The sequence below is a fragment of the Streptomyces niger genome (assembly GCF_000718305.1).
Lineage (GTDB): Bacteria > Actinomycetota > Actinomycetes > Streptomycetales > Streptomycetaceae > Streptomyces > Streptomyces niger.
In genome coordinates this window covers 1-14,664 of the sequence record NZ_JOFQ01000024.1, presented here as the reverse complement: position 1 = coordinate 14,664, position 14,664 = coordinate 1, and the positions used below count along the sequence as shown (strand labels likewise).

At 73.1% G+C, this 14,664-nt stretch carries 13 protein-coding genes and 1 pseudogene; 10 read left to right on the top strand and 4 right to left on the bottom strand.

The window, feature by feature from the left end:
- Positions 1 to 29: 29 nt before the first annotated feature.
- The gene (locus IF20_RS31655) at positions 30 to 2,300 is read right to left on the bottom strand and encodes a hypothetical protein (protein WP_052868840.1); all 2,271 of its coding nucleotides are present in this window, start codon (positions 2,298 to 2,300) and stop codon (positions 30 to 32) included.
- The gene (locus IF20_RS31650) at positions 2,297 to 2,980 is read right to left on the bottom strand and encodes an ABC transporter ATP-binding protein (RefSeq protein ID WP_052868839.1); all 684 of its coding nucleotides are present in this window, start codon (positions 2,978 to 2,980) and stop codon (positions 2,297 to 2,299) included. The genes IF20_RS31655 and IF20_RS31650 overlap by 4 nt, the downstream gene beginning before the upstream one ends.
- A gap of 233 nt (positions 2,981 to 3,213) precedes the next feature.
- Here IF20_RS31650 and IF20_RS31645 point away from each other — a divergent pair, with 233 nt between their 5' ends.
- The 7 genes from IF20_RS31645 to IF20_RS31615 all read left to right on the top strand — a co-directional run bounded on the left by IF20_RS31645 (position 3,214) and on the right by IF20_RS31615 (position 10,523).
- A complete protein-coding gene (locus IF20_RS31645) occupies positions 3,214 to 4,893 on the top strand; it encodes a PucR family transcriptional regulator (protein ID WP_110944731.1) in 1,680 nt (559 codons plus the stop codon).
- A 288-nt stretch (positions 4,894 to 5,181) separates the two neighbouring features.
- On the top strand, positions 5,182 to 6,567 hold the full coding sequence (locus IF20_RS31640) for a type III PLP-dependent enzyme domain-containing protein (RefSeq protein WP_407702578.1): 1,386 nt from the start codon (positions 5,182 to 5,184) through the stop codon (positions 6,565 to 6,567).
- A gap of 193 nt (positions 6,568 to 6,760) precedes the next feature.
- On the top strand, positions 6,761 to 8,266 hold the full coding sequence (locus IF20_RS31635) for an amino acid permease (protein WP_052868836.1): 1,506 nt from the start codon (positions 6,761 to 6,763) through the stop codon (positions 8,264 to 8,266).
- Positions 8,267 to 8,433: 167 nt separating this feature from the next.
- On the top strand, positions 8,434 to 9,306 hold the full coding sequence (locus IF20_RS31630) for a helix-turn-helix domain-containing protein (RefSeq protein WP_052868835.1): 873 nt from the start codon (positions 8,434 to 8,436) through the stop codon (positions 9,304 to 9,306).
- On the top strand, positions 9,303 to 9,488 hold the full coding sequence (locus tag IF20_RS31625; protein ID WP_052868834.1) for a DUF397 domain-containing protein: 186 nt from the start codon (positions 9,303 to 9,305) through the stop codon (positions 9,486 to 9,488). Before IF20_RS31630 ends, IF20_RS31625 begins: the two co-directional genes overlap by 4 nt.
- Positions 9,485 to 9,676, top strand: coding sequence for a DUF397 domain-containing protein (locus IF20_RS31620; protein WP_052868833.1), 192 nt, complete (start codon positions 9,485 to 9,487; stop codon positions 9,674 to 9,676). Before IF20_RS31625 ends, IF20_RS31620 begins: the two co-directional genes overlap by 4 nt.
- Positions 9,677 to 9,767: 91 nt before the next feature.
- Positions 9,768 to 10,523, top strand: a complete 756-nt coding sequence (locus IF20_RS31615; RefSeq protein WP_052868832.1) for a DUF4232 domain-containing protein — start codon at positions 9,768 to 9,770, stop codon at positions 10,521 to 10,523.
- Here IF20_RS31615 and IF20_RS31610 read toward each other — a convergent pair.
- Positions 10,486 to 11,340 (bottom strand): AraC family transcriptional regulator, encoded by an 855-nt coding sequence (locus IF20_RS31610; protein WP_052868831.1) that lies wholly within the window; start codon positions 11,338 to 11,340, stop codon positions 10,486 to 10,488. The two genes, IF20_RS31615 and IF20_RS31610, sit on opposite strands and share 38 nt — an antisense overlap.
- 50 nt (positions 11,341 to 11,390) lie before the next feature.
- Between IF20_RS31610 and IF20_RS31605 the strand changes: the two genes are divergently transcribed.
- Entirely contained in the window at positions 11,391 to 11,855 is a 465-nt protein-coding gene (locus IF20_RS31605) for a DUF2000 domain-containing protein (RefSeq protein WP_052868830.1), read from the top strand.
- A 32-nt stretch (positions 11,856 to 11,887) separates the two neighbouring features.
- Here the strand turns inward: IF20_RS31605 and IF20_RS31600 are convergent, their stop codons facing one another.
- Positions 11,888 to 12,658, bottom strand: a complete 771-nt coding sequence (locus tag IF20_RS31600) for an IclR family transcriptional regulator (RefSeq protein WP_052868829.1) — start codon at positions 12,656 to 12,658, stop codon at positions 11,888 to 11,890.
- A gap of 219 nt (positions 12,659 to 12,877) precedes the next feature.
- On the opposite strand from IF20_RS31600, the gene hutH reads away from it, so the two are divergent.
- Together hutH and IF20_RS31590 are read left to right on the top strand one after the other, a co-directional pair.
- Positions 12,878 to 14,416 carry a histidine ammonia-lyase gene (gene hutH / locus IF20_RS31595; RefSeq protein WP_052868828.1) on the top strand — a complete coding sequence of 513 codons (1,539 nt, stop codon included), beginning with the start codon at positions 12,878 to 12,880 and terminating at the stop codon, positions 14,414 to 14,416.
- A gap of 35 nt (positions 14,417 to 14,451) precedes the next feature.
- Positions 14,452 to 14,664: pseudogene (locus tag IF20_RS31590) on the top strand (urocanate hydratase); the annotation flags it as partial.

Below are 14,664 nucleotides of genomic sequence, written 5' to 3'. Positions count from 1 at the left end.
CTAGCCGCGGGCGAGGCGACCCAGTCCCATCAGTCCCGGCGGATCAACTCCGGGTCGATCCTGCGGCCCACCAGGGGGAGGGTGCCGAGGATCGCGGCGAGGAGGACGGTGCCGGCCGCTGCGGCGAGCAGGGGGACGCCGGCGCCGTCCCAGAAGGTTTCGCCGCCGCCCGTGACCAGGTAGGACGTCTCGGCCAGTTTGCCGGTGAGGAGGGCCAGGAGGAGGCCCACCGCCAGGGGGAGGACGACCTGGGCGCATTGGACCAGGCGTAGGACGCGTGGGCGGGCGCCGATCAGGGCGAGGGCGGTGACCTGGGAGCGGCGTTCCACGGCGCGGTCCGTCGCGGAGACCAGGAATGCCGCGGCGCCGACCACCAGGCCCATGACCATGCCGAGGGCCAGCAGCGTTTCGATGACGCTGATCTGCTGGAGTCCGTCGACGTTGACGCCGACCGGGTCCACGTCAGCGGTGGGGGATATGGCGCCGATGCGGTCCAGTACGGCACGGACCGTGGCCGGGTCGGAGGCGCCGGCCAGGATGAGCGTGCCGGATGCGGGGACGGCGCCGGGTGGCAGCTCGGAGGGCGGGAACAGCACCGGTGTGTCCACGGAGGTGACGTCGTAGCCGGTGAACAGCGCGCGTTGGCGCGGCACGGTGATCTTGAGTGAGATGTGCCGGGTGCCCTGGCGCAGTCGGACCGTGGAGGGCGCCACCGGCTCCGGGGTCACTGCCGGGTCGGTCAGGCGGAGTGCCTTGCCATCGACACAGCCTTCGACGTGCCGCACCAGGGACTTGAGCTGCCCGCAGGTGGCGACCAGCGCGCGGGCGGGGATGCGCGAGCCCTCGGCGTCCGGGTCGAAGGGCGGCTCCATGACGAGGGCGTGGGCGCGCAGTTGGGGGATGGCGGTGAGTTGTTGCTGCTGGTGCGCACTGAGGCCCGCCAGCGGGATGCCGTACTCCTGTGAGGGGGAGGAGGAGCGGGTGATCTGCGACTCCTCCACCAGGACGCCCTGGGCGAGGGACGCGGAGAAGACGAGCAGGACGAGGCCGCTGACGACGCGCATGGCGCTGCCGGGCTCGACCTCGTTGCGCCGCATCGCGAGGTTCAGGGTCAGTGACCGGGAGCGCGCCAGGCGCCGGGCCATGAGGTACGAGAGGAGCGGCATCGAGAGGACCAGGCCGAGGCCGGTCAGGAGCACGCCGAGAGGGACGAGGAGGGCGTTGATGCCGGAGCTGTCCGCGGGGTGCGCGGTGAGCCCGGTCAGGCTGTAGCCGATGACGATGCCGAGGCCGGTGACCAGGAGGAGGCCGCCCCAGATCCTCGGCGTACGGGGGATGGCCGTACGGCGGGTGCTCAGCGGGTTGGTCGCGGCGGCGCGGGCGCTGGCGCGGCCGACGAACCAGGCGAGCGCGGGACAGCCGAGCAAGCACAGCGCGAGGGTGCCGGCGGTCGGGACGCCGTCGCCGGGGTACCACTTCAGGCCGGGCAGGCCGGTCCGGGCCATGGCCTGGTTGAGCAGCCAGTACTCACCGATGCCCAGGACCGCGCCGAGCAGCGCCGCCACGACGGTCTCGGCCGCGTTGACCCGCTGAGTGCCCTTCGCGCTCAGGCCGAGGAGGCGGAGCGCGGCGAGCCGACGGTTGCGGCTGGCGGCCGAGAGCCGGGCGCAGACCGAGAGGTGGACGGCCAGCGGCAACAGCACCAGCGTGGCCATGGTGAAGCGCAGGATGTCCAGGGTGGAGGGGTCGACGGCGGGGTTGGGGGCGTAACCGCTGCCCCAGCTTTTGAGCGCCCGGGTGGCCCCCGAGTGGATGAGGTCGCTCGGCGTGGCTCCGACGTACGCGTACAGCTCGTTCGGGTCGGTGAGGCCGGCGGGGGCGATGGTGCCCCGCACCGTTCCCGGCAGCAGGCCCTTGAGGTTCGGTTCGCGGCGCAACTGGTCGCGCAGGGCCGGGGAGACGAACACCTCGTGCGGGGCGGGGAGGGCGTCCAGGCCGGGCGGCGGGCCGGGGGTGTCCCGCGTGCCGCGCGCGACGAAGACCCGGTTGAAGGGGCGCGACCCGTGCGGGTCGGTGCGTTCGAGGACGAGCGTACGGCCGGACGCGGGCTTGCCGGCGAAGACGACGGGGTCGCGGCCGCCGGCGCGTCCGTCACGGGCGTCCAGGATGGCCGGGACGGTGAGGACGAGAGCGAGGCAGCAGACGCCGAGTGAACTGCCCAGCGTCATCAGCCAGAAGCGGGCCCGCGCACCGCGTCCCGAGCCGAGCAGCAGACGCAGTCCGAGGAGGAACTCCCTCACGCGGCGGCCCCCGTCGCCGACAGGACGCCGTCGGCCATCGTCCAGTGGTGGTCGGCGCGGGCCGCCACGCCCGCGTCGTGCGTGACCAGCAGGACGGCCGTGCCCTGCGAGCGGGCCAGGGAGAGGAACTCCTCCAACACCGCGCCGGCGTTGGCGCTGTCCAGCGAGCCGGTCGGCTCGTCAGCGAACACCACGGACGGCCGGTGGACGAGCGCACGGGCGACGGCCACGCGCTGGCTCTGCCCGCCCGAGATCTGCGAGGGGCGCCGTTCGCGGAGGTCGGCGATGCCGAGCCGGTCCAGTACCTCGGCGGCGGCCTTGAGGGCGGGCGCCTTGCGCCGGCCGGCCAGCCGCAGCGGCAGGGCGGTGTTCTCCTCCACCGTCAGCTCCGGCAGCAACTCGCCGTACTGGAAGACGAATCCGAAGCGCTCGCGGCGGAGCGTGCTGATCTCTTCGTCGTCCAGGGTGCTGAAGGGACGCCCTTCGAACCACACCTCGCCGCGCGCGGGCGGCAGCACACCGGCGAGGCAGTAGAGCAGCGAGGACTTGCCCGAGCCGCTGGCGCCGGTGATCGCGGTCACCTCGCCGGGCGCGAGCGAAAGGTGCGCGTCGCGCACCGCGGGTGTGGAGCCGTAGGAGAGGTCAACTCCGCGGGCGGCCAGCACTTCTGTCGTATTCATCGTGTCTCCCCCAGTGGGCCGGGCAGGGCCCCGGCCGGTGGACGCGCGGTCAACGCGTCCCGACCGGGCCCCTTACCGTGAGTCCCGACCGGGCCCCTTACCGTATGTGAACGCCGACGCCCCGAACTGTGGTGGTCGGCGCACGGCTCCACCTGGCCGACACTGCCGACACGGCCGATACGGCGTTCGTGGCCGGCAGCGCCTTCGTGGCCCGTATCGGGGAGACTGGCCCCATGGAACCCCGTCCGACTTCCGATGATCCGTCCGCGTCCGGCTCGTACAGCGGGGTGCCGTCGCTCGGGCAGGTGCTCGAGGTCGGTGGTACGGAGGCCGTCGAGGTGGTGCGGGCGCCCCGGGGGATGGACGTGCCGGTGCGCGGGGTCGGGGTGTTCGACGCCGGGGAGACGTTGGAGGCGGCGGGGCAGGTGCTGGTGGCGGTGGGGGTGGACACCTCGTCGGAGGAGGCTCCGCGGGTGCTGCGGGACGCGGCGCGGGCGGGGGCCGCCGCGCTCGTGATGCGGCGGGGGTCCGCGGGGGTGTCGGAGCGGCTGCTCGCCCAGGCCGAGGAGGGTGGGACCGCGTTGCTGGTGCGGGCGGCGTGGATCGAGTGGGGGGAGCTGATAGGGCTGCTGCGGGCGGCGCTCAGTCAGGGTGGGGCGCGGCCGGAGACGGCCGCGACGGCTGCCGATGTGGCGCTCGGGGACCTGCCGGGGCTCGCCGTCGCGCTCGCGGCGCTGGTCGGGGGCGCCATCACGATCGAGGACCCGGACTCGAACGTTCTTGCTTACTCACCTACGGCCGACACCGCGGACCCGTTGCGGCGGCTCACGATCCTGGGGCGGCGGGTGCCGCAGTGGCGGGTGGCCGAGCTGGCCGAGAGCGGGTTCCTCCAGACGCTGTGGGCGACGCCCGACGTGGTCCACCGGCCCGCCGACGACCGGTTCCCCGAGCGGCTCGCCATCGCCGTACGGGCCGGGGACGAGATCCTGGGCTCGTTGTGGGCCGCCGCCGACGGCGAGCCGCTGCCGGCCGGGGCGCGTGACGCGCTCCGCGCCGCCGCCGAGACCGCCGTCCCGCATCTGCTGCACCACCGGCTGCGGTCCCGGTCCGCCGCGTCCCGCCGCAAGCAGGCGGTGCGGGCCCTCCTCGAAGGGCGGCAGCCGGACGTACCGGACTCGGCCGCGGCCCTGGAGGTCGATCCGCAGGTCCCGTGCGCGGTACTGACCGTCGCGGCCGCGCCGCCCGTGCCCGCCCCCGACGCGCTGGACCGCGCCCTGCACCTCGCGTCCCTGCGCGCCGCCGCGCACCACAGCCCGGCCTTCGCCCACCGCGACGGCGACCGGCTCGACGTGCTCCTCACCGACCCGGCAACCGGTGCGGCACACCGGCTCGGCGGCGAGCTGGCCACGGTGCTGCGCAGCAGCGGCGTACGGCCGCTGGTCGCCATCGGGCCCGTCGGGGCGGGGCTGGGGGAGGCCGCCGCGTCGCGGGCCGGGGCCGCGCTGGTTCTGCGGGTCCTGCGGGAGCGCGGCGCGAGCGCACGGCCGAGCGCGGCGCGCACGACCGGAAGCGCGCCCGAGGTGGCCGCGGCGGAGGACGTGCGGTACGCGCTGGACGCCCTGCGGGTCGTCGACGCCGTGGCCGCGCTCAGCCCGTCGGCGACGGACGCGGTGCGGGAGCTGCTCGCGTACGAGGCGGAGCACGGTACGGATCTGCCGCGCACCGTCGCCGTGCATCTCGCCTTCTTCGGGGACGCCGCGGCGACCGCACGGCACCTGGGCGTCCACCCCAACACACTGCGTTACCGGCTGCGACGGGTGCGGGAGCTGTTCGGGCTGGACCTGGAGGACCCGGACGTACGGCTGCTGACCGAACTGGGGCTGCGCAGGGCCGGGCTGATCCCGCCGGGGTGAGGCGACGCGGGGTTGGTGTGGCCGCACCACGCGCGCGCTCGGGGGATTGTGCTGTTGCACCACGTCGGCGGGGCCGCGGCTCGGGTGTTGTGCGCGCCGACAGTGACCGGCGCCAGGACTTCGTGCTCCGGCACGCAGACACCGCCCCGTGCCGACCGGCACAGTGACGGAAGCGACCCCGACCTCGGCTGCCGGTCTCCGGCCTCGCGCTGTCGGTTTCCGGCCACGCACGCGGGACATCCGTACAGGACCCCGGCACCGGCCCCCACAAGAAGGCAGGACATCCCCATGGCCCTTGATCCCGTCCCCATGGCTTCTGATGGCGCCTCCACGGCTCTCGATCCCGTCGCCCGCAGGGAAGCGGCCGTGCGTGCCGCCGTCGAGCAGGGGCTGGTCGGTCCGGACGCGCCCGTGCTCGGGCTGCTCGACGTGGACGGCGTCCGGGCCACGGTGCGGGAGCTGCGGGAGGCGTTCACCACCGAGGGCGGCGGGACCGTCCTGCACACCTTCGCGGTGAAGGCGGCCTCGCTGGTGCCCGTGCTGGCGCTGCTGAACGAGGAGGGCGTGGGTGCCGAGGTGGCCAGCCCCGGGGAGCTGGAACTGGCGCGCGCCGCGGGCGTGCCCGCCGACCGCATCGTCTTCGACTCGCCGGCCAAGACGGTCGCCGAGCTGCGCGATGCCCTGGCGCACGGCATCGCCGTGAACGCCGACAACGCGCAGGAGCTGGAACGCATCGACGCGCTGGTGGCCGAGACCGGCGGGCAGGTGGTCGCGCCGCTCGGTATCCGGGTGAACCCGCAGGTCGGGACCGGTTCGATCGGGGCCATGAGCACGGCGACCGCCACCTCGAAGTTCGGCGTCGCGCTGCGTGACGAGGGCGCCGAGCAGTGGGTGCTCGACGCGTTCCGCGCGCGCCCGTGGCTGACCCGGCTGCACACGCACACCGGCTCGCAGGGCGTCCCGCTGGAGCTGATGGCCGAGGGCGTACGGGTCGTGTACGAGCTGGCGGAGAAGATCAACGCGCAGGCGGGCCGGCAGCAGATCGACACACTCGACATCGGTGGCGGCCTGCCGGTGAACTTCGCGTCGGAGGAGGTCACGCCGTCCTACGCCGAGTACGCGGAGCTGCTGCGGCGGACCGTGCCGGGGCTGTTCGACGGCCGGTACGCGCTGGTGACGGAGTTCGGCCGCTCGCTGCTGGCCAAGCAGGGCCTGATCGCCGCGCACGTGGAGTACACCAAGACCTCCGGCGGCCGGCGCATAGCCGTCACGCACGCCGGTGCGCAGGTGGCGACCCGTACCGTCTTCGTGCCCGAGTCCTGGCCGCTGCGGGTCGGCGCGTTCGACGCGCTGGGCCGCCCCAAGACGGCGCCCGGCCTGGTGCAGGACGTGGCGGGGCCGTGCTGCTTCGCGGGCGACCTGGTGGCCCGCGGGCGGGAGCTGCCGGAGCTGGCGCCGGGCGATCTCGTGGCGCTGTACGACACGGGCGCGTACTACTTCTCGACCCACTTCCACTACAACAGCCTGCCGCGCCCGGCCGTCGTCGGGTACGTCGTGGACGACGCGGGCGCGGTGACGTTCGCGCAGGTCAGGCCGGCGCAGACGGTGGCGGAGGTGCTGGCGGAGAGCGGAGTCGGGCAGGTGTCGGCGCTCACGGAACTGCGGTCGGCGTGACGGTGGAGCGGAAGCTACCCACCAGTTAATGGTTGCCTGAACAAACCGTTTAGGGTGGCTACGTCACCCTATCGACGTCCCGGCCCCGTTTCCCGGTGCCGGTCCACTTCCACAGGTACGCCGCGCCGTATGCGCGTGCCCGCGCACGCCCAGGAACGGGCGGTGTGCGGCGTACCGCTATGCACGGAGAACCATGGAGCACACAGCAGAAGCCGAGCAGGCGGCACCGCCCACGTCCTCCGCCGGGACCGCCGCCTCGGGCGGCGCGCCGGTCCGCGAGGGTGGTTACGCCGCGGGCCTGCGCAATCGCCAGGTCCAGATGATCGCGGTCGGCGGCGCCATCGGCACCGGCCTCTTCCTGGGCGCCGGTGAGCGGCTGCACGCCGCGGGCCCGATCCTGGTCGTGGTCTTCGCCGTCACGGGCCTGTTCGCCTTCTTCATCGCCCGCGCCATGGGCGAACTCGTGATGCACCGCCCGACCTCCGGCTCGTTCGTCTCCTACTCGCGCGAGTTCCTCGGCGAGAAGGCGGCCTATACGGCGGGCTGGGTCTACTTCCTGCACTGGGTGTGCAGCGGCATCGCGGAGATCACCGCGGTCGCCATGTACCTGCACTACTGGGCGGCCTTCCGCGACATCCCGCAGTGGATGCTCGCGCTGGTCGCGCTGCTCGTGGTGCTCACCGCCAACCTCATCTCGGTGCGTTGGTTCGGCGAGTTCGAGTTCTGGTTCGCGATCATCAAGGTCGCCGCGATCATCGCGTTCCTCGCCATCGGCTGCTGGCTGCTGGCCAGCCGCCACCCCGTCGACGGCCACAGCACAGGGCCGCAGCTCATCGCCGACCACGGCGGCATGATGCCCAACGGCCTGCTCGCCTCCGTCGTCCTCATCCAGGGCGTGGTCTTCGCGTACGCGGCGATCGAGATGGTCGGCATCGCGGCCGGCGAGACCGAGAACCCCCGCAAGGTCATCCCGCGCGCCATCAACTCCGTCTCCTGGCGCATCGTCGTCTTCTACGTCGGCACCGTGCTGCTCCTCGTACTGCTGCTGCCCTGGAGCGCGTACAAGGCGGGGGAGTCGCCGTTCGTCACACTGCTCGGCAAGCTGGGGGTGCCCGGCGTCAGCGGGGTCATGAACTTCGTGATCCTCACGGCGGCCCTTTCCAGCTGCAACTCGGGCCTGTACTCCACGGGCCGCGTGCTGCGGTCGATGGGCCTGGCCGGCTCGGCGCCGAAGTTCACCACGCTGATGAACAAGCGCGGCGTCCCGTACGGCGGCATCCTCCTCACCGCCTCCTGCTACATCCTCGGCATCGTCCTCAACTACGTCGTGCCCGAGCGCGCCTTCGCCATCGTGCTGAACTTCTCGGCGATCACGATGATCGGCACCTGGGTGATGATCATGATCTGCCAGATGGTGCTGCGCCGCCGGGCCGCACGCGGCGAGGTCGAACGCCCCGCCTTCCGGCTCCCCGGCGCCCCCTTCACGTCCTGGCTGACGCTCGCCTTCCTGGCCGCCGTCGTGGTCCTGATGTGCGTGGACGGCGGGGACGCCGCCTGGTCGGTGGCCTGCGTACCCCTCATCGTCGCCGCTCTGGTCGGCGGCTGGTTCCTGGTACGCGGCAAGGTCGCGAACGGCCGACACGAGGCCACAGGCGACCGGCACGAGGCCGGGGACGACCGACGCGAGGTCGCGGACTGACGCTGGTTACGATCGGCGCTGACGCTGGATACGACCGGTCACGCGCGGAGTGGTCCGTACGCGGCGACAGCGTACGGACGCGTTTCGTGGACGGTGGGTGATCGGTTCCGTCACTCTGGGTGAGTTGAGCTCGCGGAGATCGTGCAGGCACCTGGAGGTGGTCGTCCGTGACGACCGGTGATGTCGACGTGGCCACGTGCGACGGGGAACGGGAGGGGCGGGAGGAGCGGGAGCCCGATCCGTCGGACAGCCTGCGGACCTTCGGGGCCGTCGTCCAGGCCCTGCGTGAGCACGCGGGGCTCACCCGGGCCGAGTTCGGTGCCCGGGTCCGGTTCTCCCGGCACACCGTGGAGTCGGTGGAGCTGGGCCGCCGGATGCCGGACGAGTCGTTCGTCGAACGGGCGGAGGACGTACTGGGCAACACGGGTGCGCTGCGCCGGGCGGCGCGCTTCCTCTCCCGCGGCGAGCCCGGCCTCGCCGTCTGGTTCCGCCGCTGGGCCCGCCTGGAACGGGTGGCCGTGAGCCTCTGCACGTACGAATGCCGGCTGGTGCCGGGGTTGTTGCAGTCGGAGGGGTACGTGCGGGCGTTGTGCGACAACGACGTACCGCCGCTGGCCGACACCGAGTTGGAGTCGACGGTTGCCGCACGGTTGGAACGGCAGCGGATTCTCGTGGAGAGGCCCAACGCCACGTTCGACTTCGTCATCGAGGAAGCAGTGCTGCTGCGTCGCCTCGGCGGGGTCGAAGTCAGCCGTGAACAGCTCGATCGCCTCCTTGAGTTGGGGACGCTGCGGAACATCACGGTGCAGATCATGCCGGCGGAAAGCGAGCACCACGCCTGTCTGGCCGGGCCCGTATGCCTGCTGCAGACGGCGGACGGACGCTGGCGCGCGTACTCCGAAGGCCAGGAGAGCGGTCGCTTGATCGCCGACCCGAAAGAGGTCAGCCGGATCGAGATGCGCTATGGGAGACTGCGCTCGCAGGCTCTGTCCCCGAAGGACTCCGCGGGACTGCTGGAGCGGATACGAGGAGCGCTATGAGCACGACCGAACTCGCCTGGTACAAGTCGAGCCACAGCAGCGCCCAGGGCGACAACTGCGTCGAGGTCGCCGTCACTCCGCGGGCCGTTCATGTCAGGGATTCGAAGGACACCACGCGCCCCGCCATGCGGGTGGAGCGGGGCGGCTGGGCTGCTTTCGTACGGCACGTGGCACGCGGATGAGTGACGACGAGGTGGACGCACGCACCTGGTTCAAGTCCAGTCACAGTGGCACCGAGGGCGACAACTGTGTCGAGGTGGCTCTCGGCGCGGCCGTCGTCCGCGTTCGCGACTCGAAGGACACCGCGCGCCCGACGGTCACCGTCCGGAGGGGCCCCTGGGCCGAGTTCGTGCGGTTCGTGGCGCGTTAGTGGCTTGTTAGTGGGGCATCAGTGGCACCCGGCATGGTGAAAGGGTGCGGGGCCAAAACCTCGCATCCGCCGACTCGATGAGGGGATTTCCATGTCGCAGCACGCCGGTCTCCGCCGTGGCCGCAAGGCCGCCACCGCCACGCTGATCGCCGCTGCGGCGGCCGTCGCGCTCACCGCCTGCCAGGGCACCGGCGCCGGGTCGGGTGACGCCGGTGCCGCCGGGGCGCCGTCCGACGCCGCGTCGTCGTCCTCGGCCCCCGCCACCACGGGCGGCAGCGACAGCGCAGGTGGCACCGGCGGCTCCACCACCGACACCGGTGGCGGCGGGCAGCACGCCACGCAGGACGTCACGCAGCCCTCCACCGGCAAGGGCGGGGCGACCGTCGCCCGTACGGCCTCCGCGCGTACCGCCGCCTCCGCGTCCGCCGACCGCTCGTCCGACCGCTGTACCGCCGGCGAGATGGGCCTGCGCCTGGGCCGTGCCGACGTGGGTGCGGGCAACATTTACAGGCCGCTGGTGTTCACCAACAAGTCCAGGTCCACCTGCACGCTCCGCGGCTACCCCGGCGTCTCGCTGATCCAGCGCGACGGCCAGATGATCGGGAAGCCCGCCACCCGTGAGGGCGCCGCGGGCAGGGCCGTCACCCTGAAGCCGGGCGGCAGCGCGTACGCCGTGCTGCACACCATCCAGGACGGCCTGAAGGACACCCCGTGCTGGAAGAGCCCGTACCTCCTCCAGACCTACCCGCCCGGCTCCACGGAGTCGATGACCCTGCGCACCTCCGACCTGCGGGTCTGCGGCGGCGAGTTCACCGTGACGGCGCTGGAGCCGGGCACCGGTCTGTGACGGGCGCCGGGCGGCGGCCCGTGAAGCGCCCCGGCGGTACGCCGAGGATGCGCGTGAAGTGCCGGGTCAGGTGCGACTGGTCGTGGAAGCCGGCGGCGGCAGCGGCGTCCCGCGGCGCCATGCCGTCCACCAGCAGCCGCCGGGCGAGGTCGACACGGCGCGCGGTGAGGTACCGGTGCGGACTGATCGCGAACGCGCGGCTGAACGCCCGTACGAGGTGCGCCGGATGGGCGTGCAGCAGGCCGGCCGCCTCGTCGAGGGACAGCCCCTCCGAGGTACGCGCGTCGAGCAGGTCCCGCAGCTGCCGCGCGAGGTCCGGAGCGTCGACCGGTGCCGCGGCGGGCCCGCCGCGCCGCTCCAGGTGCCCGCGCAGCCGTTCGGCGATGAACGCGAGCCGGCTCTCGGCCTCCAGCTCCTCGCCGGACAGGACGAGGCTGTCGTGCAGCCGGTGGATCCGGTCGCGCAGCGCGGCGTCCGCCAGTACGGGCGCGTCGACCGCGAGCCCGATGTGCTCCTCGCCCAGGCCCGCCGCCTCCGGTTCGAGGTAGAGCACGCGTTTGCGGAAGCCGTCCGGCGTTGCGGGCGAACCGTTGTGCGGTACGTGCGGGGGCAGCAGCGTGACCCCGGACCGCAGGGCGCCGTGCTCGTGCCGGTCCAGGTCGTACCGGACCACGCCGTCGTCCACGATGAGCAGCGTCCACGCGTCGTGCGTGTGCAGCGGGTAGGCGTGGCCGGTCAGGTGTGCGTGGTAGACCTCGGCGATCCCGGTCACCGCCGGGCGCCAGGCCCTGACCTGTGGCTGCGGACGGCGGACCATGCAAAGAACGTACAAGACCGGGCCCGGAGCGGGACGGAACAATCCACGATATGGAAACTCCGAACACCGACCTGACTGCCACCTCCGCGGACCCGTCCGCACCCGTCCGCTTCGACACCAAGCTCGCCGTCCTGCTCCGCGAGGACCTGGAGACCTGGCAGCGGCTGAACGTGACGGCCTTCCTCGTCAGCGGTATCGGTACGGAGATCCCCGACGTGATCGGGGAGCCGTACGCGGACGCGGACGGCAATGACTACCTGCGGATGTTCCGCCAGCCCGTGCTGGTCTTCGAGGGGACGAAGGAGACGCTGACCGCCGCGCACGGCCGTGCGCTGAGCCGCGGCGTCGCCCTCTCGGTGTTCACCTCGGACCTCTTCGCGACCGGTAACGACCGGGACAACCGGGCCGCCGTACGGGCCGTCGGCCGGGATCAGCTCGATCTGGTGGGCCTGGCCGTGTACGGGCCGAAGAACGCCGTCGACAAGATCGTCAAGGGTGCGCGGATGCATCCGTGAGACGCGGCGGATGCACCCGTAAGTAGCGGGTCCTACGGTACCGGCAGCGTCCCGCCGATCCGCAGCGTGAGGTCGCGCGCGGTACGGGCGACCTGCTCGGCGATGGCCGTCTGCCGTTCCGCCGTGACCTCCACGGCCGGGTAGGTCACGGCCACCCCCGCGACGGGGTGCGCGCTGTGGTCGAGCACCGGCGCGGCGACCGAGGAGAACCCCGGCGTGACCTCGCCCTCCTCCGTGGCGATGCCGCGCCGCCGCACCTCCACCAGCAGGTGGCGCAGGGCCGAGAGGGAGCCGGGCCCGTGCCCGTGGCGGACGACGAACGCGGACGGGTCGGGGAAGAGCGCCCGCACCTGGGCGTGCGGCAGCCGCGCGAGCATGGCCCGCCCGCTGGCCGTCAGGTGCGCGGGCAGCCGCACGCCCACCTCGGTGACCAGCGGCGCCCGGCCCGGCGCCCGCTCCTCGATGACATAGATGACCTCGCGGCCGTGCAGCACGGCGAGGTGCGCGCTGTGTCCGGTGCGGTCGACCAGCGCGGTGAGCGGCGCCCGGGCCAGCCGCTGGAAGGGCGCCTGACGGCTGTACCCGGAGGCGAGTTCGAAGGCGCTGACGCCGAGCCCGTACCGGCGCTCGTCCGGCAGGTGCACCACGAAGCCGTCCTGCGCGAGCGTGTCGAGGAGGTGGTACGTCGTCGAGCGGGGCAGGCCGACGTCCCGGCTGATCGCAGCCGCGGGTACCGGTCCGAGCTGGCCGGCGAGGTACCGGAGGATCGCCAGGACCTGGGCGGCTGCGGGAACGATGGCCATGCGGCGAGAGTAGCCGCGGAGGAACGGGGGCTCCCGCCGTGGGGGCTTGCGTCCGTGGCGCCGTGCCGCGCCGTCGTGGTTGCTCGCGCAGTTCCCCGCGCCCCTGACGGGGCGCTCCCGGGAGGGACGCGAGCGCGCTGCGGCAAGTGTCTGGGATACCAGACACAAAGCGGGCGGCAGGCATGGAACAGCTGCTCTGACCTGGTGCTTCATTGAGGCATGTCAACTGTTGTCATCGACGTCGGCGCGCTGTCCGCCGACGATGTCGTGGCTGTCGCCCGCCACGACGCCCCTGTCGAGCTCTCCCTCGCCGCCCGGGAGGAGATCACTCGCAGCCGCAAGGTCATCGAGGCCCTGGCCGACGATGTCACCCCGCACTACGGCGTCTCCACCGGCTTCGGCGCCCTCGCCACCCGGCACATTCCCACCGAACTCCGCGCCCAGCTCCAGCGCAGCCTGGTCCGCTCGCACGCGGCGGGCTCCGGCCCCGAGGTCGAGCGCGAGGTCATCCGCGCACTCATGCTGCTGCGCCTGTCCACCCTCGCCACCGGCCGTACCGGCGTCCGCCTCGCGACCGCCGAGGCGTACGCCGCGCTGCTCAACGCCGGCATCACCCCGGTCGTCCGCGAGTACGGCTCCCTCGGCTGCTCCGGCGACCTCGCCCCGCTCGCCCACTGCGCGCTCGCCGCCATGGGCGAGGGCGAGGTGCGGGACGCCGACGGCGTGCTGCGCCCGGCCGGCGAGGCGCTCGCCGCCGCCGGCATCGAGCCGGTCACCCTGCACGAGAAGGAGGGCCTGGCCCTCATCAACGGCACCGACGGCATGCTCGGCACGCTCGTCCTGGCCGCCCACGACCTGCGCCGCCTGCTCGCCACCGCCGACATCAGCGCCGCCATGAGCGTCGAGGGCCAGCTCGGTACGGACGCGGTCTTCGCCGCCGACCTCCAGGCGCTGCGCCCGCACCCGGGCCAGGCCGACAGCGCCGCCAACCTGCGCGCCGTGCTCGCCGATTCGGGCATCGTCGCCAGCCACCGCGGCCCGGAGTGCACCCGCGTCCAGGACGCGTACTCGCTGCGCTGCTCGCCCCAGGTGCACGGCACCGCGCGGGACACCCTCGGCCACGCCGAGCTGGTGGCGTCCCGCGAACTCGCGGCCGCGGTCGACAACCCCGTCGTCACCCTCGACGGCCGGGTGGAGTCCAACGGCAACTTCCACGGCGCGCCCGTCGCCGCCGTGCTGGACTTCCTCGCGATCTCCGTCGCCGACGTCGCCTCCATCGCCGAGCGCCGCACGGACCGCTTCCTGGACGTGGCGCGCAACCACGGCCTCAACGCGTTCCTCGCCGACGACCCCGGCGTCGACTCCGGCCACATGATCGCCCAGTACACCCAGGCCGCGATCGTCTCCGAGCTCAAGCGCCTCGCGGCCCCCGCCTCCGTGGACTCCATCCCGTCCTCCGCCATGCAGGAGGACCACGTCTCCATGGGCTGGGCCGCGGCCCGCAAGCTGCGCAAGGCGGTCGACGGCCTCACCCGCGTCCTCGCGATCGAGCTCCTCACCGCGGCCCGCGCCCTGGACCTCCGCGCCCCGCTCACCCCGGCCCCGGCCACCGCCGCGGTCGTCGCGGGCCTCCGCACCGACGTACCGGGCCCCGGCACCGACCGCTACCTCGCCCCCGAGATCGAGGCGGCCGTGCAGTACGTGGCGTCGGGCGAGGCCCTGCGCGCGGCCGAGTCGGTCGCCGGCCGGCTCCGCTGACACCCGGCCACTCCACACTCCGAAAGGACAACACCATGACAGGCGCACGCCCCGTCCGCGCGGCCCGCGGCTCCGATCTCTCCGCTCTCGGTTGGCAGCAGGAGGCCGCCCTGCGGATGCTGCACAACAACCTGGACCCGGAGGTGGCCGAGCACCCGGACAAGCTGGTGGTCTACGGCGGTACGGGCAAGGCGGCCCGCGACTGGCGCTCCTTCGATGCGATGGTCCGTACCCTGCGGTCGTTGAAG